This is a genomic window from Larkinella fluvii (genome assembly GCF_051857545.1).
Classification (GTDB): domain Bacteria; phylum Bacteroidota; class Bacteroidia; order Cytophagales; family Spirosomataceae; genus Larkinella.
On the sequence record NZ_JBPZHB010000006.1, the window covers coordinates 404,307 to 429,761 of the forward strand.

The 25,455-nt window shown below is 52.5% G+C and carries 24 protein-coding genes; 10 read left to right on the forward strand and 14 right to left on the reverse strand.

Annotation, left to right across the window (positions count from 1 at the left end):
- Nucleotides 1-17: 17 nt before the first annotated feature.
- The 5 genes from ACS5NO_RS17940 to ACS5NO_RS17960 form a co-directional block, all read right to left on the reverse strand.
- A complete protein-coding gene (locus tag ACS5NO_RS17940; RefSeq protein ID WP_439416439.1) occupies nucleotides 18-491 on the reverse strand; it encodes a (2Fe-2S)-binding protein in 474 nt (157 codons plus the stop codon).
- A gap of 198 nt (nucleotides 492-689) precedes the next feature.
- Nucleotides 690-1,454 carry a carboxypeptidase-like regulatory domain-containing protein gene (locus ACS5NO_RS17945; RefSeq protein ID WP_439416440.1) on the reverse strand — a complete coding sequence of 255 codons (765 nt, stop codon included), beginning with the start codon at nucleotides 1,452-1,454 and terminating at the stop codon, nucleotides 690-692.
- A 119-nt stretch (nucleotides 1,455-1,573) separates the two neighbouring features.
- Nucleotides 1,574-2,311, reverse strand: a complete 738-nt coding sequence (locus ACS5NO_RS17950) for an ABC transporter ATP-binding protein (RefSeq protein ID WP_114408651.1) — start codon at nucleotides 2,309-2,311, stop codon at nucleotides 1,574-1,576.
- 49 nt (nucleotides 2,312-2,360) lie between these two features.
- Complete coding sequence (locus ACS5NO_RS17955) at nucleotides 2,361-2,861, reverse strand: hypothetical protein (RefSeq protein WP_138992593.1); 501 nt, start codon at nucleotides 2,859-2,861, stop codon at nucleotides 2,361-2,363.
- A 40-nt stretch (nucleotides 2,862-2,901) separates the two neighbouring features.
- Nucleotides 2,902-5,931 carry a tetratricopeptide repeat protein gene (locus tag ACS5NO_RS17960; RefSeq protein WP_439416441.1) on the reverse strand — a complete coding sequence of 1,010 codons (3,030 nt, stop codon included), beginning with the start codon at nucleotides 5,929-5,931 and terminating at the stop codon, nucleotides 2,902-2,904.
- Nucleotides 5,932-6,330: 399 nt separating this feature from the next.
- Between ACS5NO_RS17960 and atpD the strand changes: the two genes are divergently transcribed.
- Together atpD and atpC are read left to right on the forward strand one after the other, a co-directional pair.
- Nucleotides 6,331-7,854: a F0F1 ATP synthase subunit beta gene (atpD, locus tag ACS5NO_RS17965; protein ID WP_150877976.1), complete on the forward strand. Its 1,524-nt coding sequence runs from the start codon at nucleotides 6,331-6,333 to the stop codon at nucleotides 7,852-7,854.
- A 96-nt stretch (nucleotides 7,855-7,950) separates the two neighbouring features.
- Nucleotides 7,951-8,199, forward strand: coding sequence for an ATP synthase F1 subunit epsilon (atpC, locus tag ACS5NO_RS17970; protein WP_114408647.1), 249 nt, complete (start codon nucleotides 7,951-7,953; stop codon nucleotides 8,197-8,199).
- Between the two features lie 108 nt (nucleotides 8,200-8,307).
- On the opposite strand, the gene ACS5NO_RS17975 is transcribed toward atpC, so the two are convergent.
- The gene (locus tag ACS5NO_RS17975; protein WP_439416442.1) at nucleotides 8,308-9,834 is read right to left on the reverse strand and encodes a S41 family peptidase; all 1,527 of its coding nucleotides are present in this window, start codon (nucleotides 9,832-9,834) and stop codon (nucleotides 8,308-8,310) included.
- A gap of 67 nt (nucleotides 9,835-9,901) precedes the next feature.
- Nucleotides 9,902-10,255, reverse strand: a complete 354-nt coding sequence (locus tag ACS5NO_RS17980) for a YraN family protein (RefSeq protein ID WP_114408644.1) — start codon at nucleotides 10,253-10,255, stop codon at nucleotides 9,902-9,904.
- Nucleotides 10,256-10,348: 93 nt separating this feature from the next.
- Here ACS5NO_RS17980 and lipB point away from each other — a divergent pair, with 93 nt between their 5' ends.
- The 6 genes from lipB (at nucleotide 10,349) to ACS5NO_RS18010 (ending at nucleotide 15,835) form a co-directional block, all read left to right on the forward strand.
- Nucleotides 10,349-11,083, forward strand: coding sequence for a lipoyl(octanoyl) transferase LipB (gene lipB / locus ACS5NO_RS17985; RefSeq protein ID WP_439416443.1), 735 nt, complete (start codon nucleotides 10,349-10,351; stop codon nucleotides 11,081-11,083).
- A gap of 1 nt (nucleotide 11,084) precedes the next feature.
- Nucleotides 11,085-11,498: a hypothetical protein gene (locus ACS5NO_RS17990; protein WP_439416444.1), complete on the forward strand. Its 414-nt coding sequence runs from the start codon at nucleotides 11,085-11,087 to the stop codon at nucleotides 11,496-11,498.
- A gap of 35 nt (nucleotides 11,499-11,533) precedes the next feature.
- A complete protein-coding gene (locus tag ACS5NO_RS17995) occupies nucleotides 11,534-12,265 on the forward strand; it encodes a 3'-5' exonuclease (protein WP_439416445.1) in 732 nt (243 codons plus the stop codon).
- Nucleotides 12,266-12,352: 87 nt separating this feature from the next.
- Nucleotides 12,353-14,728, forward strand: coding sequence for a ribonuclease R (gene rnr, locus ACS5NO_RS18000; RefSeq protein WP_439416446.1), 2,376 nt, complete (start codon nucleotides 12,353-12,355; stop codon nucleotides 14,726-14,728).
- Between the two features lie 66 nt (nucleotides 14,729-14,794).
- Nucleotides 14,795-15,232 (forward strand): nucleoside deaminase, encoded by a 438-nt coding sequence (locus ACS5NO_RS18005; protein ID WP_114408640.1) that lies wholly within the window; start codon nucleotides 14,795-14,797, stop codon nucleotides 15,230-15,232.
- Between the two features lie 33 nt (nucleotides 15,233-15,265).
- The gene (locus ACS5NO_RS18010) at nucleotides 15,266-15,835 is read left to right on the forward strand and encodes an NADPH-dependent FMN reductase (RefSeq protein ID WP_439416447.1); all 570 of its coding nucleotides are present in this window, start codon (nucleotides 15,266-15,268) and stop codon (nucleotides 15,833-15,835) included.
- Here ACS5NO_RS18010 and ACS5NO_RS18015 read toward each other — a convergent pair whose 3' ends face one another.
- Nucleotides 15,836-16,288 carry a DinB family protein gene (locus ACS5NO_RS18015; protein WP_439416448.1) on the reverse strand — a complete coding sequence of 151 codons (453 nt, stop codon included), beginning with the start codon at nucleotides 16,286-16,288 and terminating at the stop codon, nucleotides 15,836-15,838.
- A 375-nt stretch (nucleotides 16,289-16,663) separates the two neighbouring features.
- Nucleotides 16,664-17,995 carry an APC family permease gene (locus ACS5NO_RS18020; RefSeq protein WP_439416449.1) on the reverse strand — a complete coding sequence of 444 codons (1,332 nt, stop codon included), beginning with the start codon at nucleotides 17,993-17,995 and terminating at the stop codon, nucleotides 16,664-16,666.
- Nucleotides 17,996-18,170: 175 nt separating this feature from the next.
- On the opposite strand from ACS5NO_RS18020, the gene ACS5NO_RS18025 reads away from it, so the two are divergent.
- Together ACS5NO_RS18025 and ACS5NO_RS18030 are read left to right on the forward strand one after the other, a co-directional pair.
- Nucleotides 18,171-19,592: a M14 family metallopeptidase gene (locus ACS5NO_RS18025; protein WP_439416450.1), complete on the forward strand. Its 1,422-nt coding sequence runs from the start codon at nucleotides 18,171-18,173 to the stop codon at nucleotides 19,590-19,592.
- A gap of 33 nt (nucleotides 19,593-19,625) precedes the next feature.
- Nucleotides 19,626-20,132: a cupin domain-containing protein gene (locus ACS5NO_RS18030; protein WP_439416451.1), complete on the forward strand. Its 507-nt coding sequence runs from the start codon at nucleotides 19,626-19,628 to the stop codon at nucleotides 20,130-20,132.
- Here the strand turns inward: ACS5NO_RS18030 and ACS5NO_RS18035 are convergent.
- The 5 genes from ACS5NO_RS18035 to rocD form a co-directional block, all read right to left on the reverse strand.
- Nucleotides 20,126-21,181, reverse strand: a complete 1,056-nt coding sequence (locus ACS5NO_RS18035) for a hypothetical protein (protein WP_439416452.1) — start codon at nucleotides 21,179-21,181, stop codon at nucleotides 20,126-20,128. The two genes, ACS5NO_RS18030 and ACS5NO_RS18035, sit on opposite strands and share 7 nt — an antisense overlap.
- The gene (locus ACS5NO_RS18040) at nucleotides 21,156-21,737 is read right to left on the reverse strand and encodes a hypothetical protein (protein WP_225309516.1); all 582 of its coding nucleotides are present in this window, start codon (nucleotides 21,735-21,737) and stop codon (nucleotides 21,156-21,158) included. Before ACS5NO_RS18040 ends, ACS5NO_RS18035 begins: the two co-directional genes overlap by 26 nt.
- Nucleotides 21,738-21,838: 101 nt before the next feature.
- Entirely contained in the window at nucleotides 21,839-22,411 is a 573-nt protein-coding gene (locus ACS5NO_RS18045; RefSeq protein WP_114408633.1) for an RNA polymerase sigma factor, read from the reverse strand.
- Nucleotides 22,412-22,595: 184 nt separating this feature from the next.
- Nucleotides 22,596-24,113: a carboxylesterase family protein gene (locus ACS5NO_RS18050; RefSeq protein WP_439416453.1), complete on the reverse strand. Its 1,518-nt coding sequence runs from the start codon at nucleotides 24,111-24,113 to the stop codon at nucleotides 22,596-22,598.
- A 62-nt stretch (nucleotides 24,114-24,175) separates the two neighbouring features.
- Entirely contained in the window at nucleotides 24,176-25,429 is a 1,254-nt protein-coding gene (rocD, locus tag ACS5NO_RS18055; protein ID WP_439416454.1) for an ornithine--oxo-acid transaminase, read from the reverse strand.
- Between the last annotated feature and the right edge of the window lie 26 nt (nucleotides 25,430-25,455).

The window sequence follows — 25,455 nt, forward strand, 5'->3', positions numbered from 1 at the left end:
CCGGGAGAATTTAAACGTTACGGATTGGCTTCTTTGGCCGCTTGCCGAATGGCCCGGATAATCCGCGACTGCGTTCCACACCGGCACAAAACCCGCTCCATACCCTGGCGAATGGCGGTATCGTCGGGCTGTTTATTTTCAGCCAGCAACGCCGTGGCCGAGATCACCATGCCATTGAGGCAATAGCCACACTGCGCGGCTTGCTGCTCCACAAATGCCCGTTGTACCGGACTTAAGGATCCGTTCGGTTGGGTTAGTCCTTCTAAAGTGACGATGGATTGTTTATTGATTGTTCCGACCGGTAACAGGCAACTGGGCGTCGCTTTTCCGTCGAGCAGCACCATACAGGCACCACACTGTTCCAGACCGCAGCCGTATTTGGGGCCGTTCAGTTCGAGATTATTCCGCAATACGTACAACAGGGGCGTATTTGGATCGACCTCCACCGTATGCGGTTTTCGGTTTACCTCAATAACCAGCCGGGCTTTCATCGTCTTGCTGTTGATTCACAGGTAAATAAACTTGGAGCTTTCGCCCCTAAATCCCCTAAAGGGGACTTTTAGCATCTGGAGGGTTTCGCGTCCAAGTCCCCTTTAGGGGATTTAGGGGCGAAAGCTCTAAAACTTACAACCCGTAAAAAAGCAATTTGTTGACAAGAAGTACCCGCAGTCGGTCGGCGGTAGAGACACCTATCCTTTTTCCTGCACCAGAAAATCCTTTAGGCAACCGCGAATCGCGACGATCAGGTCATATTCGGTCGATTCCAGAACGAATTTTTCAGGAAGTTTGCAGAATTGCATAAAAGCCGTTAGCCGCTCCTCTTTCAGCTCCGTGATGCGCGAAATCCAGATGGGGTCCAGCCGCGACTGGTAGCGTTTCTTGTTTTGCTCGGCCTGTGTAAACTGCTGTAATTTTCGCTCGTTTTTGGCTTCTTTGCTGAACTTGCCGTATAGCGCAGAAACCGGTCCTTTCAGCGTCATTTTGGGGGCCAGAGTCGCGTAGTCGTAGCCCATTCGACCGATATTCCCCATGGAGATGCCGACGAGTTCCGGCGGTGTTTTGATTTCGATGAGCGGTTTTTCGGCAATGTTCAGCTTCATGAATTCCTGCTTGAATCGGCTTTCGGTCCAGCCTTTGATGACGACTTCGTTCAGCATTTTCACATCCTGAACCATCTCAATCACCAATTCCTGCTCCGTGGGCGGAACGGCGAGCTGGACGGTTTTATAACCAATGCAGGAAATCAGTAGGGTGTCGTTGGGGGAAGCCGTGATCCGAAAATGACCGGCTTCGTTGCTGAGGGTGGCCCGACGAAGCGACGTGTTTTGTACGGTGGCCGACACGATCGGTTTCTGGCTATTCTTATCGACTACCGAACCGCTTCGGATGTCCTGAGCGCTGCCGACCGCTGCTGTTAATACCGAAAACAGAAAGAAAAGTAGTGAGTTTTTCATACCCTGTGGAAACCTTTGCTATCATCCGAACGCAAACTAACCGTTTTTAAGATAGATTGAATGGATTTTAACATTTTTTAGGCTTCCACGAAACGCCGAATCAGAGATGAGCTGCCCGGTCAATGTTCTTCTTCGGCCGTCTGAATGAACGCTCTGGCTTTGCGGATGTTAGCGTTCATGAGGTCAGTTTCGATCAGGCCATCCCGGAGCCGGACAATCCGGTGGGCGTATTCGGCAATGTCTTCTTCGTGTGTCACCATAATAACCGTGTTGCCCTTACTGTGAATCTGATCGAACAGATCCATGATTTCGTACGACGTCTTGCTGTCGAGGTTACCCGTCGGCTCATCCGCCAGCAGAATACTGGGATCGTTCACCAATGCCCGTGCCACGGCTACGCGTTGCCGCTGCCCACCGGAAAGCTCGTTGGGACGGTGCCCCGCCCGGTGTTCCAGCCCGACGTTCTTTAGGGCCTGCATGGCTTTTTCCGTGCGGTCGGCTTTGTTAAAACCTGCGTAAATCAGGGGCAAGGCTACGTTTTCCAGCGAAGTTTGGCGTGGCAGCAGGTTGAAGGTTTGAAACACGAACCCAATTTCCTTGTTCCGGACTTCGGCCAGCGCGTTTTCACTCATATTGCTGACGTCCAGGCCATTCAGGATATAGGTACCGGATGTGGGCGTATCCAGGCAACCGACGATGTTCATCAGCGTCGATTTTCCCGAACCCGACGGCCCCATAAACGCCACGTATTCGCCTTTTTTGATCGTAATGGTCACCGATTTCAACGCTTCGATGACTTCGCTGCCCATCACGTACCGTTTTGAGATCTCGTTGGTTTCAATAATATTTTTGCTCATGATCAGTTAGAAGCGTCAACGCCATACGAAAACCGCATGACTACGGTGACTAGGTGGCGGCAATTTTGCGTTTACGCAGAAAAAAATTTCGGACAAACAAGCCCGTCAGGATCAGCATTTCGGCGTTCGGCAAGTCGGTCACCAACTCGATGGTGCCTTCATCGGCCAGAAACATCCGGGTGCGGTCGTAATGAATGATCTCCTGAGCGGTTTTTGATTCCGGCTTATCGGCGACGAGACTCCATTCGTGCATCATGAAATTTTCACGCTGCCAAGTGTATTTTTCACCAGTTTCCAACTGAACAACCGCGCCATTGAAGCCTTCAAAATCAATCCGGCCAATGATTTGATCACCGGCAGTTTTATCGTGGATATTGACCGAGTGAACCAGAAACCCTGCAACGTCGAAAAAGATGTGAACGCCGTTCAGGTGTGCATCGACATCCCGCACCAACAGGTCGCGGTGCATGCCCCCAACGACTTCATCACCTTTCATGATCACCACGCTCCGGCTGAACGCTGCTTTAACCCAGTGAAGTTGCTTTTCCATAAGAGAGGGGAGTAGAAACCACCTCTTAAACTTACTCAATTTATTGAAATGCCTCCCGCTGTTTTTCAATCAACGCGCGTTTCGCCTGATAGCTTACCAGAAATGCCTGATAATCGGCAGGCGACGTGGCCGCCCGCAACCGCGCCAGACTCTCTTCGGCATAATCGGCCAGGCCCAGATCGAGGCAAAGCAGGGCATAAAGTTTCAGCAGGGCCGGATTCCGCTCGTTCAGGGGCAAGGCTTCGAGTACGCGATTATAGGCTTTTTCGGATTGGCCATTGTCCCGCTCAAAACCGGCTGCAGCCGCCACCAGTTCGGCATGAAACGGTGCCCGCCAAAGCGCGTCTTCATACAACCGGCGTGCTTCTTTAGGCTGTTTTTTAGCCTGATAAGCCTGTGCCAATACTAAATCCTTCTCCGCCTGAAAAGCCGCTACAACGGATTGCCGGGCATCCGTAATGGTCTGCTCATACTGCCCTTTCGCGTTCCGCAGCCGCAGGTAGGCGATGGTCATCGCGGAGCCGGTATACGCATTCAGTTTCGCTTCCTGCGGGATTTGTTCGTACCAGCTTTGGGCAACCGGTACCTGTTTCAAGCCCAAATACCGGGTAACCAGCGTCGACGCAACAATCGTTTTCAGGTTATCATCCCGCATGGATCGGTACAACGCCAGTTGCGGCCCCATTTGATCAATCAGCGGGTCATACAACAGCACAAAGGCTTTTTCCAGATCGGACGACGGTTGTTTTTTGCCGTATAAAACCTCCGCCAGACTCCGCACACCAGAATCGTTCTGCCCGGCAATTTCCCAAAGCGGCCGGGCCATGAGCGGATCGCCGGATTTGGTCAGCGCCAGGGCTTGATAATACATCGAAAGCGTGTCGGCATTTTGCGCCAGGATATCGGCAGCCTTCCGGTTCAGGCCCTGTTCCATCATCCAAAGCCCCGAGATGAAGTTATAAAATGCCCCGTTTTGCTGGTTATCGCGGGCCAGTTGCTCGGTAATTTCAAAAGCGATGCGTTTGTTGCCGGTATAATACTGGGCCGCCGATTGGGCGAAGAGCAAATCGTCCGTAAAATCCTGATTCGTCGGATTCTCGCCCGTCCGTCTCAGAACCGTGAGCAAAGTCGTGTCGGCACGCCGGTTTTGAACGGCATAATTATACAAACGGGCAAACCGGGACACATTCAGTCCTTCTTCCGTGTGCGGTTCGTTGAGCCAGGCCGGACGCGGAACGCCCACGCTGTCGGCGGTATTCCGGAAAAAAGACAACGCGGCCCGGTTGGCTTCATACGATTCATACGTGCTTGGTTCGGCAGCATACGCCAGCGAATCGAGCGAAACCAGCCGTGGATTACGCGCCCAGAACGCCAGCAGATTGGTTTGCGGAACCTCTTCGCGAGCGGTGTTGCCGGTCGAAGCCGCCAGATAATAGTAGGCCGAATCGGCCACGCTGGTCCGGGCGTAGAGGTAGCCGAGGTTATTTTGCAATTCGCCGTTTTTGGGGAAAGCACGAATGCCCCGTTGCAGCATTTTGATTGCTTCAAACAACAGATTATCACCCAGCAACACCGACGTCAGCCCCACATAGGCCTGGGGTGAGGGCTGTTTCAACAACGCCTGATTGAAATAATAAGCCGCCGTGACCTTGTCGCCCTGCGTCAGGGCCAGCGATGCCAGGGCGTAATTGGATTTATGGTTTTGGAATTCACTGGCTAACGCGAGGGTATAATATTGCTCCGCCACGCGCAGTTCGCCCGTAGCGGCATGAAAATCACCCACGGTATTGAAATACCCGGCGGTGGCCTGCTTGAAGGTGAAGAAACTTTGGTAGGCCCCAATCAGAACCGTCAGCACAGCGGCAATCAAGCGGGTTTGCTGCAACGAAAGCTGAGTCGGTTTGTACAACACCTTGTAAACCGGCAGGCCTTGGCGGTAGATCGGCAGAAAATTAAAAAACACGTAAACGACAAATAACAATCCGCCAGCCAGGTGGGTATACACAATCATGTCTTCCAGAGCCTCCACCAGCGGATCGTTGGCCGAGGCAAAGGCGTAGGTGATGGTCATAACCGTGATGAGGGCCAGACCGAGGTACAAAAACGCCCCGCCATCGCGAAACGACAGGAAGGCTTCATTCTGGCGCAATTGCTGCCGAAATCCCCAGATGCCCAGCACCAGCGAAACCACAAACAAAACAAACGGACTGATGACCACCGGATTCCAGGCAATCACTTTGGTGTTACTCAGCCAGATCAACAGCAGGTTGACGAGATACAACAAACTGATCAACAGGAAATTGTTCATACCCAGCGGACGTCCCGATCGGTCGTTGCGGTTGTTTCGGGTCACCGAGGTCAGGTAGACCAGAGCCGCAATACTCTCCGTCGAAATCCAGAAAATGAATCCCAGCGAGATCACCAGCAAACCCGGCAGCGCATAGCCCACAAAAGCCGATGCTGGTAAGGGTTGCCCGGCCAGCCGGTCGACCACCAGCCAGCCCGGCACGAACATGCCCGCGAAAACCGCGAGACGTACGGGCAGCGAAACGTAAGATTTGAACGCATGGAAATAATAGCTGACCAGACCGAGCGCCAGCACCACGAGCACAAACGGCAACCGCCCTCCGAAAGCCGTTCCTAAAAAACCGGGCAGTTGCAGCACTTCGAGCCGGAACGTAGCCACAAGCACAATCAACACGCCCATGGCGATCAGATACGGCCAGCGTTGCAGCCGCGTGACCGCCGACAGAATGAATGCCAGCCCCAGGCAAATGCCCAGCGTAACCAGCTTGGCGGCCACCACATTCACCTGCATGGCCGACGCAACGAACTGTTCCGTAACGACATAGGCTTTACCCGCAACGGAGTAATCAAACAAACCATCGGTAAAGGTGCCGATGGACGTCGGCAATTCCGTCAGCTCGCTCAGCACATCCCAGCGAACGACGTTTTGCAAACCTTTCATCCAGGCCCAGATCATGCCCGTGATGGCCGTAACGAATAGCAATAAACCCGCCCAGTAGGCGATTCGATGGGCGGTATTCCAGTTTTTCCAGAAAAAAAGCATAGGATCAAAAACGAACCGGCAAGTTTCAAAAACTTTGCCGGTTAAACTATCCATAGCAACGCTGGGGCGGATGAGTTAGTGCGTGTTTCCGGGTTTGATCCGACAAATCCATTTATTTTTAGCACGCCGTAGCCAGGCGGATCAATTCCTCTTCAACGGTCCGAAGACGAGCCGCTTAACCTGTTTACATACAAATAAGACGGATTCCGGCTGAAATCTTTGTTTTGTGCAAACCGCAGGATTCGGGTTATTATCAGCGAACTAACTGGAACAAAAACGATTTCGTCTTGTAAATCTTAAAAATAGATTAAAAGGCAACTTGGGTTTAAGCAAATTATCATCTAATTTTGCGGTCGCATTGAGTACGCTTTTCCTATTAAAATTTCTCAACTTCATAGCATGACAACTGCAACAGCAACGAATACGGGTAAAATCACGCAGGTGATCGGCCCGGTTGTTGACGTGAGTTTTGAGGGCGAAGGGTCGCGGCTACCGTCGATTCTGGATGCTCTGGAAGTCACAAAAGCCAATGGCCAAAAAGTTATATTGGAGACCCAGCAGCACCTCGGTGAAGACCGCGTCCGGACGATTTCGATGGATGCCACCGAAGGACTGGAGCGCGGGATGACCGTGGTCCACCTGGGCACTCAGATTACCATGCCGACTGGCGACGGAATTCGCGGACGGTTGTTCAACGTCGTGGGTACGGCCATTGATGGGATTCCCCAGCCGAAAAGCACCGGCGGTTTGCCCATTCACCGGAACGCTCCGAAGTTTGAGGACCTCGCCACGTCGACCGAAGTACTTTTCACCGGGATCAAGGTTATCGACCTGCTCGAACCCTACGCCAAAGGTGGTAAAATCGGTCTGTTCGGTGGTGCCGGGGTAGGAAAAACCGTATTGATTCAGGAATTGATCAACAACATTGCCAAAGCATACGCTGGTCTTTCGGTATTTGCCGGTGTGGGAGAACGGACCCGTGAAGGGAATGACCTGCTGCGCGAAATGATCGAAGCCGGTATTATCAAATACGGCGACAACTTCAAGCACTCCATGGAAGAAGGCGGCTGGGATTTGTCGAAAGTTGATCCGGAAGAATTGAAGGAAAGCCAGGCTACCTTCATTTTCGGTCAGATGAACGAACCTCCCGGAGCCCGCGCCCGTGTTGCCCTGTCAGGTCTGACCATTGCGGAACACTTCCGCGATGGTGACGGAACCGGACAAGGCCGTGACATTCTGTTCTTTATCGATAACATTTTCCGGTTTACGCAGGCCGGTTCGGAAGTATCGGCTCTCTTGGGTCGGATGCCTTCGGCGGTAGGGTACCAACCCACGCTGGCGACCGAAATGGGAACCATGCAAGAGCGGATTACGTCGACCAAACGCGGCTCAATCACCTCGGTACAAGCGGTTTACGTACCTGCCGATGACTTGACTGACCCGGCACCGGCCACGACCTTTGCCCACTTGGATGCCACGACGGTATTGAGTCGGAAAATTTCCGAGTTAGGTATTTACCCGGCGGTGGATCCGCTGGATTCAACCTCCCGGATTCTGACCGCCGAAATCCTGGGTGATGAGCATTACAATACCGCTCAGCGCGTGAAGGAGATTCTGCAACGCTACAAAGAATTGCAGGATATCATCGCCATCCTCGGTATGGAAGAACTTTCGGAAGAAGATAAGCAGACGGTAAACCGCGCCCGTCGGGTGCAACGCTTCCTGTCGCAGCCGTTCTTCGTGGCCGAGCAGTTCACCGGTTTGAAAGGCGTTCTGGTTCCGATCGAAGAAACCATTCGGGGCTTCAACGAAATCATCGACGGCAAGTGGGATCACCTGCCCGAAGCAGCCTTCAACCTCGTTGGAACCATCGACGACGCAGCCGCCAAAGGTGAGCGTCTGTTGAAGGAAGCGGGCAAATAATAGTAGATCAAAAGACAAGAGAGGTGAGACAAGAGACACAGTTGTAACGGTTGTCTTTTGTCTCATGTCTACAATCTTTCATCTTAAGTAAAAAAAATGCAACTCGAAATCATTACACCCGATAAGAAGGTCTTTACCGGTGAGGCTACAGCCGTTACTTTTCCGGGTACGGAGGGTCAGTTTCAGGTTTTGAACGACCACGCTCCCATCGTCAGCACACTGGCGCGGGGACCGGTTACGGTGGCTACCAGCTCCGGCACCCAGACGTTTACCGTCGATGGTGGCGTGGTGGAAGTGCTGAATAATAAGGTACTCGTACTGGCCGAAGCGGTTATTGCGGCTTAAGCGGTTATCGACTATCCATACAAAGCGGACCGGTCTGGAAAGATCGGTCCGCTTTTCGTGTATATAATCCGGGGTTAGTCAACCCTGAAAAGATTGTTGGGACCTACCTTACCGCACCGTCATTTTCCGCTTTCCATCCTGAATCAGTTCCAGGGCTTTTTCCAAATCCCGGTCGCGCTGTTTGATCCGATCCGTAACGGTGTAGTCAATGGGATAGTCGGGCATTACACCGCGCCCCTGGTCGGGATTCCGGCTGGCGGTGGCAATCCAGAAAACCGGAAACCGCACTCGGAGCCGACTTTCGGGCAAGGTCAGGGTTTGAATAATGCCGCCGTTGCAGCCCGCTTCGCCCCCACCGGTTTCCTGCCCGATGATGGTAACGGGCCGCTGCGCTTTCAGGCTGGCGGTGAAAATGGAAGCTGCAGAGAAGGTCCGGCCACTGGTGAGAATATACACTTTTCCGCTAAACCGATGATCGGAAGCCGGTTTGTTCCAACCGACGTTGGATTTGCCAAACTGGTAGCGGCCACCGTCCGATTTCATGTAGCGGAAATTCTGCCGCAACAGCCGCTTCTCTTTCCGGTCGAAATACGAACAGGAATTAGGCCGACGGACGCGGCTTTCGGCCCGGTCGACCTGCCGGAAATCCGACTTCATCAGGTACGACATCAGATCCGAGCCGATTTCAGCATTCCCACCGGTATTCTGCCGTAAGTCGATCACCAGATCCTGCACTTTCAGTTTTTCCAGCGTTTCAAACACCTCCCGGTGATAGGACCCGTAGTGATCGTAGCCAAAACTGTTGATGATGAGCATAGCCGCCGTTGAATCGCCGTTCAGAAAATGCAGCGAGCGCATGAGTTGCAATTTTGCATCTTCATCGAAAAAAGAGGCTTCCGTTTTAGAGCGGTTTTTCCGGCTTCGCTTGACGGTCGCCGGGCTTGGCGTCGTTGGAATAGTACCCGTACTGGCCGGACGGCGACGAACGGTGGTGATGCGCTCAGAACTCGTGGTGTCCCGCACGGTCAGCGTCCAGGGCGAATGGCCGTCGAAGTGCCGCCAGTAGGTTTCTTCCAGGTGGTACAATTCCAGAAAATAATTCTTGAAAGTCTGATTATAGCCGTCTGACGGCCATCGATCCCGGGCGGCCTGAATAATTTCTTTGACCGGATGACCACCCATTTTGAGCACTTCCGTACCGCAAACCAGCGAGGAATCCGTACTTCGATTCCGGCCAATAAACATCCGGTCATTTTGCAGAATAATATCGAAAGGGAGCCATTCGGGTTGCGGTTTTTGTCCTTTCCGGCTGGAATAAAGCGATTCCTGCACATCGGTGTGGCCACAGCGAATCTGGACAATCAGCGGGCGTAGCAACTCGCGAAACTCCACTTCAGACATCGGGCGGTAGAGTTGCCGGGCCACGGCCTCGAATTTTTGGTTCATCTCCTCGCGCGGGGCATACCGGTATAAGCTCGGATGGCGCTCTTCCAGCGTCTTCCGCAGTACCGCAAAGTCGCTCCGCAACTGCTCGACCGTATACATCCGGGGGCGATACGTCGCTTTTTTCGGATGGCCCGGAAAACAATAAGCTGTGCTGATGGTCAGTGCCAGCAGCAACGCAAGGAACCGCATACTATTTTTCTGACTAAATTAGTAAATTCGGTTCCCGAAACTACCCTTTTTTTTGTGGGAAACAAAATTAGTAAAAGGCATCTTCGATGTGTTTTACGTTTACCTCTTCCGGCGTCACCGTAACGGCAACAATGTCGAAACGGACGTCGTGTTGCCAATCTTTCGCGAAAATATAATGCTCAGCCGCTTTCATGACCAGCCGCGCTTTGGCAGAGTTCACAAACTCTTCCGGGTGGCCGAAACGGGTGCTGGTCCGCGTTTTTACCTCCACAAAAATGACCATCTTGCCTTTCTGAGCAATCAGGTCGATTTCGGCGTGTTGGTGGCGGTAATTGCGTTCCAGAATCTGGTAGCCTTTCTGTTGGAGGTAGCGAACGGCCTCGTCTTCGCCCTGTTTGCCGGTGTCATTGTGCTGCGCCATCGATCGTTTTTACTACTTAGACGGAAAACCGATTGAATGGATACGAACGAAACCGGCCCACTTTGGTGTTTTTTCTATACTGATTACATAAAAATGAATAGTCATTGCAATAAAAAGGTACGAATTCAGGATCTGGGCCTTCTTGATTACCAGGCTGGCTGGGATTACCAGGAGCGGTTATTGGCGGAGATCGTCGCGGCCAAAATCGCCAACCGCAGCCAGCCCGCCGACCACCAACGTTTGACGTCCAATTATCTATTATTCTGCCAGCACCCCCATGTGTATACGCTGGGGAAAAGCGGAAAGGAAGATCATCTGCTCGCGAACGCTGCGTTTCTGGAAAGCATCGGGGCCACCTATCATAAAATAAACCGGGGAGGTGACATCACCTACCACGGGCCGGGCCAGTTGGTGGGCTACCCGATTCTGGATCTGGATAATTTCTTTACGGACATTCACCGCTACATGCGCTTGCTGGAAGAAGCCATCATCCGAACGCTGGCGGATTACGGCCTGAATGCGGGCCGAATCGACGGGTTGACGGGGGTTTGGCTGGGGTATGAATCGGAAGAAAACCGCCGGAATGGAACCGTCCGGAAAATCTGTGCGATGGGCGTCAAAGCGAGCCGTTGGGTAACGATGCACGGATTTGCGTTGAATGTCAATACGGATTTGGGTTATTTTAATCATATTGTGCCCTGCGGCATTGCCGACAAGGCCGTTACGTCGATGCAGGCTGAACTGGGCCGGGAGGTTCCGGTTTCGGACGTGATGGAACACGTCAGCCAACATCTGGCGGATTTATTTGAAATGGAGTTAATTCGTTAGAATGAAGAGAGATATTTCGTTTTTACCCGTTGAAGGAGTACAAGTCGTCATTGCACGGAAACCGACGGAACTGGATCAGTATGACTGGCAGGTGTATTTGATCAATCAGAATGACGCGATGATCCGGAACGTTTTTGTGACGTCGAAAGGATACGGTTTTCTGGATGAAACCCAAAAAGAGCAGCAAACGACGTCTACGTTGCGGCATTATTTTGCTGAACTTCAGCCAAATGAGTACGTTGCCGTTGAAACCATCATGCCGGATGTGTTTCACCTGAACAACCAATATTGGGTTAGCTATTACATTGGCGACCAGATTTTTGACAAAAAGTTTATCTTCGTGCCCGACAGCATTACCGAACAGAACCTGATCATGATCAGTGAATTGGGACTGGAAGGAATTCTGCACGCCTGAACCTGGTCATTCCGTTTTTTTGCTATTCCATTGCCATGCCCGTATCCTGGAAAAAACGCCTTAAAAACCTGTTGTTTATCGACATCAAAACCGTTGCCGGAGCGCCTTCCTACGATGAACTGGACGAGCGAATCCGGCAGCAGTGGAGCCAGAAAATCAGCTATTTCCAGAACGAAGAACACTGGTCGGTCGCGAAATGGTACGACAACCGGGCTTCGTATTACGCCGAATACGGCAAAATCGTCTGCATCGGCATCGGCGGTTTATACTGGGATGAAGAAGAGAACATATTCCTGAAAGTGAAAACGCTGGCCAACGATGACGAAGAGGCCTTGCTCGGCGAGTTTATCAACATCATCGAAAAATACCCGCCCAGCGAATTGGTTCTCTGCGCTCATAATGGCAAGGAATTTGACTATCCTTACCTGTGCCGCCGGATGCTGGTTCATCAGCACCAACTGCCGGCCACACTCCGGCTGTCGGGGCGGAAACCGTGGGACATTCCGCACCAGGATGTGCTGGAAATGTGGCGGTTTGGCGATAGTCGCCACTTCGTCCCGCTCGATCTGCTGGCGGCCGTTCTGAACCTGCCTATCAAACCGCTCGAACTGACCGGTGACCAAACCAGTTTAGTCTATTACCAGAAGCAGGGAATGGCCAAAGTGCGCGAATACGCCCGTTCGTCCATTGTGACGCTGGTGCAGGTGTATCTGCGCTTACTAGGCGCCCCGTTGGTGAAAGACCAACACATCACGCGCTTAGAGTAAATTAGAAGATGGACAATAGAATAGAGACAAAAGACTTCCAGTCATCGTCTTTTATCTCATGTCTTATCTCTTTTGTCTATAAAAAACATGAGAAATAACCGAAGTAAACCACGAGAACAACACAGCCGCAGAAGCCCGCAGAACCGCCCGGTTCCGTCGGCCGACTCATTTCTGGACGAAATGAAGAACGACATTGCGGCTTTTTTTGAAATAAATAGCAAAGATTCTTTTTCCCAGAACGATGTCCTCGACAACTTCGACATCGTTGACCGGAAAACGAAATTTATCGCCCACGGCTTGCTGGGCGAACTCGCCGACGAAGGCCAGTTGACCCGCCATCCCGACGGCACCTACCAGTTTAACGAAACCGACCGAACCACCGAAGGTACCGTCGACCACGTGAACCCCCGGTTTGCCTTCGTCAGCACCGGCAGTGGCGACCGCGACAATGACATTTACGTCAGCACCGACGACCTGAACGGGGCCATCGACGGCGACAAAGTGAAAGTGGTGCGACTGAGCGGATCGTCCAATTCCGGCGGTTTTTCGCGCGGTTCGCAAACCCGGAGCCGCCGGATTGAAGGGAAAGTCGTCAGCATTGTGGAACGCGGTCGTTCTGAACTGGTTGGCCGGATTTCGACCTGGCCGAACTACGGGCAGGTGATTCCCGACAGCAAGAAGATTTACGAAGAAGTTTATATTCCGAAAGATAAACTGAGCGACGCGAAAGATGGCGACAAAGTCATTGTTCGTCTCACGCGTTTTCCCGACAGCCGCCACCGGCCCGAGGGCGAAGTCATCTCCGTGTTGGGACCCGCCGGGCAGAACAACACCGAAATGCACGCGATTCTGGCCGAATTCGGTTTGCCCGTGGATTTTCCGGATGCGGTAGAAAAGGAGTCGAAAGGAATTTCGGAGAAAATTCCGAAGAAAGAAATCACCAAACGGCGCGACATGCGCGGCATTACGACGTTTACGATTGACCCCGACGACGCCAAAGATTTCGATGATGCGCTCTCCATTCAGATGCTGGACAATGGCAATTACGAAATCGGGGTTCACATCGCCGACGTAACCCACTACATTCAGCCGGGTACGGCTCTGGAAGACGAAGCCTTCAAACGCGGAACGTCGGTGTATCTGGTGGACCGCGTAGTGCCAATGTTGCCCGAAAAGCTGTCGAATAACCTGTGTTCGCTGCGGCCGAATGAAGATAAACTGACGTTTTCGGCGGTATTTGAACTGACGCCCGACGCCAAAATCAAAAAAGAATGGTTTGGGCGAACGGTAATTCACTCCGACCGCCGGTTTGCCTACGAAGAAGCGCAGGACATTGTCGATCACGGTCACGGGGATTACCTGGAAGAACTGCGGCTGTTGAACGACCTCGCCTTCAAGTTTCGCGACGACCGGTTTCGGCACGGTGCCATCAACTTCGAAACCGTTGAGGTCAAGTTTAAGCTGGACGAAAATGGGGTTCCGCTGTCGGTTTATCCGAAAGTACGGAAAGACGCCCACAAGCTGATCGAAGAGTTTATGCTGCTGGCTAACAAGCGGGTCGCGGAATTCGTACACGGTTTAACGCGCGGAGAACACCCGAACGTGATGATTTACCGGGTTCACGATTCGCCGGATTTCGAGAAACTGAAGACGTTTGCCACGTTTGCCGGGCGGTTTGGGTATAAGCTCCAGATCGATAGCGAAAAAGAGCTGTCCAAGTCGTTCAACACGATGATGGAGAGCCTGGAAGGACAACCCGAGCAGAATGCGTTGCAGCAACTTGCCATTCGGACGATGGCGAAAGCGCGGTACAGCACCGAGGACATTGGCCATTTTGGTCTCTCGTTCCGGCGGTATTCGCACTTTACGTCGCCCATCCGTCGCTACCCCGATATGATGGCCCACCGGCTGTTGCAGCACTACCTCGACGGCGGCAAATCGGTCGACAAGGAAGAATATGAAGCCAAATGCAAGCATTCGTCTGACCGTGAGCGCGTGGCCGTTGAAGCCGAACGGGCTTCCATCAAATACAAGCAGGTCGAATTCATGAACCGCATGGACCGCGACCAGGAGTTCAAGGGGATCATTACGGGCGTAACGGATTTTGGCCTGTTTGTCGAAATCACCGAAACCAGCGCGGAAGGGCTGGTGCGCATGACTGATCTGGGCGATGATTTCTACGATTTCGACAAGGACAATTACCGGCTGATTGGCAAACGAAACAAGAAAATCTTCGCGTTTGGCGATGCCGTAACGGTAAAGGTGAAAGAAGCCAATCTGGCCCGCCGGAGTCTGGATCTGTTTTTGATCGATGACAAAGGCTCCTTGAAAACCCCGCTCAAAAGCCGCCTGACCCGCCGGGAAAACACGGAGGGCGAATCTCGTTCGCAACGACGTTCCGGTTCGTCGTCGGGTAGCCGTCCGAAAGCCGAGAAATCCGGTAAAGACCGTCGACGGCGTTAAATCTGTAAAGCCCCAAAACGCTGTAGGCGTTTCATCACTAACCCAGGGAGAATCTCTGAGAATTTTATGAACGACGAATTCATGCAGGAAGCCATCCGTCAGGCCCGCAAGAGCCTTTCGGAAGGCGGCATTCCTATCGGCTCGGCCCTGGTGAAAGACGGCAAGCTGGTCGCATCGGGTCACAACAAACGGGTGCAGGAAAACAACCCCATTCTGCATGGTGAAATGGATTGCCTCAACAACGCCGGTCGGGTGGGTTCCTTCCGCAATACGGTGATTTACTCGACGCTCATGCCGTGTTACATGTGCGCCGGAACCATCGTGCAGTTCAAGATTCCGAAAGTGATTGTGGCAGAATCGCGAACGTTTCCCGGAGCGCGGGAGTTCATGGAAGAACACGGTGTGGAGGTCATCGACCTCGATCTGCCGGAATGCGTCGACATGATGAACCAGTTTATCGCTCAGAAACCGGAGGTTTGGAATGAGGATATTGGGGAATTGTAGTCGCGCGAAGCGAATCCAATTGAACCAATCACCATGTACAACCTGAAAATTATCAATTCGACCGTGCGGCCCAGCCGCAAAGGCCCATTGGTTACGGCCTGGATTTCGGAAGTAGCCCGGCAACACGGCGGTTTTAAGGTCGAAGTGCTGGATCTGGCCGAGATCAAGCTTCCCTTCATGGACGAACCCGCTCATCCGCGTCTGAAGCAGTACGTTCACGAACACACGAAAAAATGGAGTGCCAGCATCGACGAAGCCGATGCGTTTGTTTTCGTGACGGCAGAATATGATCACAGTTATCCGGCACCCTTGAAAAATGCCCTGCAATACCTGGTGCAGGAGTGGGCCTATAAAGCCGCTGGTATTGTCAGTTACGGCGGTATTTCGGCCGGAACCCGGGCCACCAGTCACCTCAAATCAGACCTGATCGCGCTAAAGGTAGTTCCCCTGTTCGAAGCCGTCAACATTCCGTTTTTCGATCAGTTCATCAACGAGCAGGAAGAATTTGAGCCCAACGAATCAAGCCACAAAGCGGCCCAGACCATGCTTACTGAACTGGTACGCTGGACGAAAGGCATGATGGTCATTCGCAAAAACGAGTGATCAGCCCGCTTTCACATCCAGCAGCCGACGGTGGTAATTGATCTGCCCCAGGTGGTACGTTAAATGGGTTGTCAGATGAACCAGGAGGTATTCGGTGCTGGTTTTTTCGTCAAACACCAGCAAAGGATACTCCTCCTGAAGCTGCTCTTCCCGCACCTGATCGAGGGCATCGAGAACAACCTGAATCGTCTCATCCACTTGCTGCAACAGTTCGCTTCGGGGAATGTCACGGAGCGAAAACTCGAGTTCACGATGCCGGATGTAACCGGTATGGCCAAAAACCGCCCCGATGTAGGTATTCAAATTGCCCACGAGATGCAGACACAGATTGCCGGCCGGGTTGGTAATGCCCCGGTCGGCAATCCATAAGTTCGCTTCGTCCTGATAGAGTTCGATTTCCCGTTTCAGCCGGAGAAGATCTCTGGTGAAGAGGGTTTTTAGGGTTTGAATCATGGTCATTTGGGAATTCTCTAAGGTATCTATTTCATTCCTCTGATTAATTTACTTTCAATAGTAAGCGTTCGTTGGTACTCTATGAATCATCCCTACGGGATTTTAGACCAACCGCGTTCTATACCCCGGTTCAAACCGGAGGCTACAATATGCTTCATCCCTCCGGGATTTTGGGCCTTAGGTCATCCCGGAGGGATGAAGCATATTGTAGCGTAAGTTTTTAACCTGCCTAATCACATGAAGATCGAATGTCTAAAATCCCGTAGGGATGATTCATACTGTAGCAGTGGGTTTTAACCCGCTGAGACAGGGCAGATTGAGTGAAATAAATCCCGTAGGGATGACTCATTTTCTAGCAGTAGTTTGAATCCAACATCAAGGGCGATTCAGTCGCTTTACCAGCAAAAACAGCGGATAACTCAGGATGATGAACCCGACCGCGTAGGCACTGCTGTAGAGATCGCTGTAAATAACGCCCACCAGAAACGCCAGCGATGCCAGCAACATCAGCCAGGTCGTGAGTGGATAGCCCCAGGCCCGAACCGGGCGCGGGAGTTCCGGGGCGGTTTTTCGCAACCGGATCAGCGAAGCAAAAGCCGCTGCGTAACAGAGCACAAAAAAGAACGAGGCTACATCCGACAACTTGCTGTACGTTCCCGTGACAATCATCAGAACCGACATGGCGACGGTCAGAAACATGGCCGGAGCGGGTGTTCCGCCGGTATTGACGCGGGTAAAGGCTTTGGCAAACAACCCATCACGGCTGATGGCAAACAATACCCGCGGGTTGAACATGATCTGCGCGTTGATGATCCCCATAATCGAAATCATCAGTAACAATGTCACCACTTTCGCGCTGGCGGGGCCAAACAGAACCTGAACCGCGTCGGCAGCCGGAAGTTTGGATTTGGCCAGTTGCTCGATGGGCAGCACATGAAACAACGCCAGATTGACCAGCAGATAAATTCCGATGATCAACAAAACGCCGATCATCATCGAACGCGGCAGGTTTTTGTTGGGATTGATGTCTTCTTCCGTGAAATAAGCCGCCGTATGCCAGCCATCGTAGGTATAAAAAACCGACTGCAAAGCCGCCAGAATACCCACCAGCAGCGACCCTTCGATGGGAATGGTGTTGTCGCCGGAAAATTGCAGTGGTTTGTCGGGCGTGTATGTGAAGCAAATGACAACAAAGGCCAGTAAGCCCACCGCCTTGATGAAACTCATGACCTCCTGCGCCCGGCTGGCGAGTCGGACGCCGATCAGGTGAAACGCTGTGAAAGCCAGCAGAATCCCAATCGCGATTACCTTGATATACGCCGTCAGGGGCGGCACCAGCAGCGCAATGTACTCCCCCATCACAGCCGCGCCAAAGGCCATGGCCGCAATGCTCCCGAGCCAGCTACTGATCCCGATCACAAATCCGACGTAATCACCAAACGCCCGGCGCGCGAACACATACCACGCCCCCGCCTTGGGAATCATGGTGCCCAGTTCAATCACCTGCAGCGAGCCAATCAGCGCGTAAACACCCACCAGCGCCCAAACCAGCAACGCGAGCGACGGTTGCCCCAACTCCTGCGCAATGGTACCGGGTCGGCGGAGAATACCGGTGCCGATGGTGCCACCAATGGTGACGGCAACGCCGAAGCCTACGCCCAACAGGCGGAGAAGTTGGGAAGGACGGTTTGTTTCGGGGGGTGTCATGCTACAATAATAGGCTTTTTCGCCAAAAACCGGCTATTTTTAGCGTCAGATTTGGCAGAAACGATCAGGAATCCGTTTCAACCGGTTTTTCTTACGGGATTCACAGCATAAACGAATGACAAAGATGTTGAAATCTAGTACCGCCTTTTCGATCTTTGCGTTTAATTTAGTCATAATGACCACCGCATACAGTCAGGATTTGACCTTTTCCCGGCACTTATTCGATACGTACGATACGTACCGCGATACGGCCCTCACCCACCGCCGGTTCAAGCAGGCCGACATTTTACCACTCATCGACAAGCTGAAAACCGACAGCCGGTTTGACATCACGAAAGTGGGCGAATCCGTCGAGAAACGGCCGATTCAGATGATTAAAGTAGGCAATGGCCCGCGGAAAGTGCTGCTGTGGTCGCAGATGCACGGCGACGAACCGTCGGCAACGATGGCGATTTTCGACATCTTCAACCTGCTTCGGGCCGATGGAGAATTTGAGGAGTTCAAAACCAAGCTGCTGGCCGAAACGACGCTCTATTTTGTGCCGATGCTGAACCCCGACGGTGCCGAACGGTATCAACGCCGGAACGCCCTGGATATTGATCTAAACCGGGATGCATTGCGGCTGCAATCGCCGGAATCGGTGATTTTGAAAGGCTTACAGCAATCGCTGAAACCGGAAGTGGGTTTTAACCTCCACGACCAGAGCACCCGCTACAGCGTCGGCCACACGCCCAAACAAGCCACCATTTCGTTTCTGGCAACGGCCTACGACGAAGCCCGGAACATCAATCCTGTTCGCGAACGGTCGATGCAGTTGATTGTGGGCATGAACCGGGTCTTGCAGCAATTTATTCCGGGGGGTGTCGGGCGGTATTCCGACGAGTTTGAGCCGCGTGCCTTCGGCGATAACATCCAGAAATGGGGCACGACGCTGATTCTGATCGAATCGGGCGGTTATCCAAACGATCCCGAGAAGCAATTCATTCGTAAACTGAATTACGTGTCCATTCTGACGGCTTTGCAATCCATTGCGACGGATTCGTACAAAACCGAATCCCGTTCGGAATACAATACCATTCCCGAAAACGAGCGGTATTTGTTCGATGTGCTGATTCGGAAAGCGCAGATCATGCGGGGTGGAAAACCGGTTACGGTCGATATCGGCATCAACCGGTACGAAGTGAACGTCGGCAATGCAGCCACGTTCGGCTACCGCAGTTCCATCGACGATTTCGGCGATTTGTCCACCTTTTTCGGAATTGAGGAAATCGACGCGACCGGTTTAACGGTTTCGCCGGGGCAGATTCACCCGGACACGTTGCGTTCGCTGGCGGATTTGAAAAAATACAAACTGGATTCGCTGGTACAGAAGGGCGTGACGACGTTCCGGCTGGCCGCACCGTCGCGGGCCACCACGCACCTTGCGCCGGTTCACCTGCTTCAGCCCACCACCTCGGCCGCCAGGCCCATTCAGACCGGCCGGATTCCGACCTTCGTGTTGCGCCGGGGCAATCAGTTGCGGTACGTCTTTGTCAACGGATTCTGGCTGGATGTCAGCAACGGTGCCAATAAACTAGGCACCGGCGTGGTGGAATAATCCTCTGGAAGTACTAGCCAACAAAACAATTTCATGAATTTTCCCGCGCAATACTGGATCGACGCCTACCGGATGCAAGCTCATCCCGAAGGCGGTTATTTTGCTGAGACGTACCGCTCCGCCGAAAAAATACCGCATGAAGCTCTGCCTGCCCGGTTTTCCGGAGAACGGAGTTTCAGCACCGGCATTTTCTTTTTGCTGGAAAACCACAACCTATCAGCTTTGCACCGCATTCAGGCCGACGAAATGTGGCATTTCTACGCCGGTGGCCCGCTGCTGGTGTACGTCATTCATCCGTCGGGCGAACTGGAAATCATTCGGTTGGGGAATAATCCGGAACGGGGTGAAGTCTTTCAGGCCGTTGTGCCGGCCGGGTGCTGGTTTGGCTCGAAACCGGCACCGGAAACCGCTTACTCGCTGGTGGGCTGCACCGTGGCGCCGGGATTTGATTTTGCGGATTTTGAGCTGGCCAACCGGGCTGATCTGTTAAACGACTATCCGCAGTGCCGGGAAGTGATCGAGTTGCTCACGCCCTATTGAAATTTCACGTCGCCGAAGGTTGACACCACGCGGACTTTGGTGGCGGTTCCTTTTCCGACTTTGCCGCTGTATTGTTTCTTCAGTTTCACCCCCCGATCGTCGTCGTTGGGCTGGGCGTTGATCATGATCCGGCCATCGGAAGGATACTTGAATCCGCCGTAGCTCACCGTCACGTCAAAATTGTAATCGCTGCTCTGCGCCATCGGCAACACAACCGACGAATAATTGGCCTGGATGTCGATGTTATCAACCGATTTGTTCAGTTGGTCAATCTTGAACCCGCCCGAGAAATCCAGTTTGATGTTGCATGACTGTTTGATCGTTCCGATTTTGGCACCCGAATAGCCGATTTTGCCATCGAGCCGGCTCACTTCACCAATCCAAAGTCCGCCAAACTGGTTGTTCAGGTTGATGTTGTTCGCTTTTTCCAACTGCAGTTTTGAATATTGAATGTTCAGTTTTCCGTTACCCATTTCCTGAATATCGGCTTTCCCGAAGCGTACGTCCACATCGACCTGATTGCCATTCAGTTCCGTAGTCGAGAAATTACCGTACTGCTGGTTGATGGTCAAGGGAGCGCTGAACGTCGGAATGGTCGTGTTACCGAAGGAGTTTTTCACTGTCAACGCGTTGGTTTTCGGCATAGACACCTGGTAATCGATCTGAACAAAATTCTTCTCGCCGTCTTTGTTGCGGTTCATAATCCAGTTTCCGCCAAAACCGCTTTTATCGATGGTGGTTTTCAGGATAATCTGGTCGCCGTTGCGTTTTTCGCTGATGTCGACCGCATCGAGGTATTTCTGAACGCGGTCTTCGGAACTGGAACTCGCTTTGATGGTAATGTCTACCCGGATTTCATCCCGGTTCCACAAGTTGATATTAACGTTACCGAACTGATTTTCAACCATTAAGTGATCTTTGGACGTTACGTCGTATACTTTTACGATCGTCTTTTTCCGCTCGGTCAGTTCCGTGTTTTCGGCCATAACCAGACCGACAGACAGGGTGCTGACCAGCAGAAAATTACACAGGAAGTTTATTCGTTTCATTGTTTTGTTGCTTAATACGCTGAATAATCATCAACTGCTGGTTTAGCAAGTCGATTTGGGTTTTCAGGTTTTGTACCATCGCCTGAATCATCATTTCCTGATTGGGTGTTTTCGGAAGCTCCTGCTTTAAGTTCTGGTAGGTTTTCTCCAGCCGGTCCAGATCAGACGCAAACTGTTGGTAGAGAGCCGGGTTACTTTCCAGGACCGTTTTCAATTCGCCCCGTTTGTCTTCAATCAGACGGGTATACTGCTGGACTGTCCGGGCATAGGTCGGATTGAAAGCCATCATATCCGGCTGCTCCGTCACGCCATACTTCTGGTTAACATACCAAAAACCGCCCAGCCCGAGAATCAGCAGAACGGTGGCCGCAACCTGCCAGACCATCCGGCGGGATGCGTTCAAGCCTGACCATCCCAACCCCAACGGACGTTGCCACAACGGACGTTCTTTGTGCCCGAGTCCTTTCTCCAGATCTTTCCATAAATCTGCTCTGGGCTCAAATACATCGAAATCTTCCCGGTTATCCCGGACAAATCGTTCTAATTTGTCTTTCATCATGTTCAATGAGTGAATGAGCGAATGATAGAATGATAGAATGAGTGAATGCGCTCCACGGAGGTTTTATTCTATCATTCACTCATTGTATCATTCACAATTTATTTTAACAATTCCAAAAGCCGCTTTTTTGCCCGCATGTACTGCGTCCGGGAGGTGGTTTCGCTGATGCCCAGTACGGCTCCGATTTCCTCATGATCATAGCCTTCGAACAAATACAGCGATAAAACCACCCGATAGCCTTCCGGCAGCCCCTGCATGGTTTGGCGCACCCGATCGACTTCCAGTTGAATACCGTCTTCGTCAAACGGTTCGGTGTCGGCCACATCCAGGCCATCATCTTCCCCCAGACGCTGCGAGTCGAGATCGACCCATTGGAGACCGGCGCGGCTTTTTCGGCTCCGCAGGTGGTTAATAGCCCGATTGACGACAATTTGCTTCAACCACGCTCCAAACGTCGATTGATTCCGGAACGAATGGAGATTATTGAAAGCATCCAGAAAGGCTTCCTGCAACACATCCTCGGCCTCCCCCACGTGGTTCAGGATGCGCATACAGACGTTGAACATGGCTTTCGAATAATGCTTATACAATTCGTATTGAGCACGTCTTTCACCTTGTTTACACCTTTCTACGAGTTCGACATGTCGGTCTATATACAACTTTGTTTCCAAGCGGCCTGAGGAATCGGATGCGGCTGAATTTCTTCTCAATGACACGGCATGATGGGTCAACGTTGCACAAGGTATTATTTTTTTTCAACGGACTGTACTAAAACCGTTTGCCGACCGTTTTTGAAAAATTTCATATGAAGAAAAAAGTACTGCCCAATCGCAACCGCCCCATCAGAGAGCGTTATCAGGGTACCAAAACCGGGATCGAACCGGCGGTTTGACAACCGTTTAGGGTGGCAGTAAACTGGTAGGTAAAATTGCCCGAAGGCAGCGACTGGGTGATGTTGACTTCATTCGTACCGGTGCCGCTATCCGGTGTCGGTGCCCCGCCCGGCGTTCGGGTCCAGTTGATGATGGTGCCGGTTGGGGTAGCCCTGGCCACAACCGTCGAGGTGTTGCAATTGCAGCCCGTCAGCGACACGGAACCGGGCAGGAGCGTGAGTTGCGGTTTGGGGGTAACGAGTACTTCAACGACCGCGGTACCGGAACACTTCCCGGCATCACTGACAATGACCGTATAACTGCCGCTGGCGGCCGTTGTCGCATTCGGAATCGTCGGATTGGCGATTGTGCTGGTGAAAGCATTCGGCCCGCTCCAGGTGTAGGCCGGGCTGGTTCCGCAGGTGACCGACGCACTCAACACTACCGTACTGCCTTCACAAATGGTTTGGCTGCCAGCGGGTGAAACATTCACGCAGGTATTGCTTGAACACACAATATTTTGTTTAAAAAAAAGACTTCCCTCCTGGTCGATTTGAGCAAGAACAGCCGCGTTGGCATAAATGGCATTGTGGTCTCCACCAGCAACGGTATACAATTGATTGGGTACACCGGCGGCCGTAGCCTGGGTGGCCAGAACAGAACTTCCAAATACCGGTGTAATATTGACCACCACGGGAACCTGGGGCGGTGAGGTCAGAAAACCGGCGCCGTAGGGAACCACCGCATCCTGGTCGCCGTGGGTCATAAACAAAGGTGGATCACAGGCATCGATGTAGTTTTGGGCATCAATGGCTCCCGACAAGCTCCAGACGCCCTGTACTTCGGATGAATAACCGGCCGCCGAACTGACGGGGTGATCGGTATTGCCATTAATGCCGCCATTGGCGGCAAAAACCGGGGCCAAGTAGGCTGGTATTTCGGCGGCATCGACGTATCCGGCATGTAGGGCTGTTATGGCGCCGGCCGAATAACCGCCAATGATGATGTAATTGGGTTCGATGCCGTAGGTATTGACGGTAGAAGCATCCTTCCGGAAAAACCGCACGGCCGCTTTCATATCCGACACGGCTTTCACCACTTCATCCATAAATACCGACTGATTTATATACGCAAACAGATTTCCATCGTATAAACGGTAATCAATGGTGGCAACCACGTAGCCTTTCCGGGCAAATTTGCGGGCATAACTGTCCATATCCGTGCGTTGGCCACCCAGAAAGGAGCCGCCAAAGGCCAGAATAATCAGTGGACGCCGGGTCGACACATCGCCGGCAGGTTGATACACATCCGCCAGCAGCGTTTTTGTAACCCCGCCAACGGTGACATTCTGTCCATAGGTAACGCTGGTGGAGACGGTTACGGTCGGAAAAATGTCCGTAGAATACCGCTGGGCATCGCAGTCGGGAAGTTGGGCAACCGCTCCGGTTGTGAAACAGAATACGGCAAAAATGACGAATAAACGGGCATAGAGTTGGCTCATGGCGCTGACTTTTAACGTGGTGAAATTATGTATGGCGTCAACGTTGAGCAACTCACCTGATTTTATGGTTCTAACTCCAGAATCGTCTGTTCAATCAGATCGCACGCTTCGTGCATCTGTTCGTCGGTAATGACCAAAGGCGGAGCAAACCGGATTTTGTCGCCGTGGGTCGGTTTGCACAGTAAGCCCTTGTCTTTCAACCGCAGGCAAATTTCCCAGGACGTTTTTTCGCCGTAAGCCGGATGTTCGCCAATGACGATGGCATTCAGCAATCCTTTCCCGCGCACCAGTTTCACCATTTCCGTTTTGTCAACCAGCGCATTCATGCGGCTGCGAAAAACCTCACCCATCACAGCGGCATTCTCGGCCAGCTTCTCATCGTCAACGACACGCAGGGCTTCCATCGTCACGGCGCAGGCCAAGGGATTTCCGCCGTAAGTAGAACCGTGTTCCCCCGGTTTGATGGTCAACATCACTTCGTCGCTGGCCAAAACCGCCGAAACCGGCATGGTTCCGCCGGACAGGGCTTTTCCGAGCACCAGCAAATCCGGTTTTACGTTTTCGTGATCGCAGGCCAGCCGTTTGCCGGTTCGTCCGATGCCGGTTTGCACCTCGTCGGCAATGAACAGCACATTATATTTTGTACACAATTCCCGAACGCCTTTCAAATAGCCTTCGTCCGGCACCACCACGCCGGCTTCGCCCTGAATCGGCTCCACCATAAACCCGGCGATGTGGGGTTCTTTCCGGAAAATAGCCTCCAGCGCATTCAGATCATTGTACGGAATTAACAGATACCCCGGCAACAGCGGTCCGTAATCATTGGTGCTTTCGGGATCGGTCGACGACGAAATGGCCGCCAGCGTCCGGCCCCAGAAGTTGCCGGTTGCATACACTGTTTTTGCCTGGTTCTGCGGAATGCCCTTCACTTTGTATGCCCACTTCCGCGTCAGCTTCAGGGCGGTTTCGCCACCCTCCGCGCCCGAGTTCATCATTAAGACTTTATCATAGCCAAAATAGTCACATAGGTATTTTTCGCATACGCCCAGTTGATCGGTATGAAAAGCCCGGGAGGTCAGCGTCAGCCGTTGCGCCTGTTCAACCAGGGCGTTGATGATGCGGGGGTGGCAATGCCCCTGACTAACCGCACTGTAGGCCGACAGAAAATCGAAGTATTTTCGCCCTTCCACATCCCAGAGAAAAATGCCTTCTCCGCGATTTAGCACAACCGGAACCGGTTTATAATTGTGCGCGCCGTATTTCCATTCCAGGTCAATGGCCTGTTGGGTCGCCGATATCGTTGGTAGAGTTTCCATAGTGTTCTGTGGGAGGTGAGTGGGTA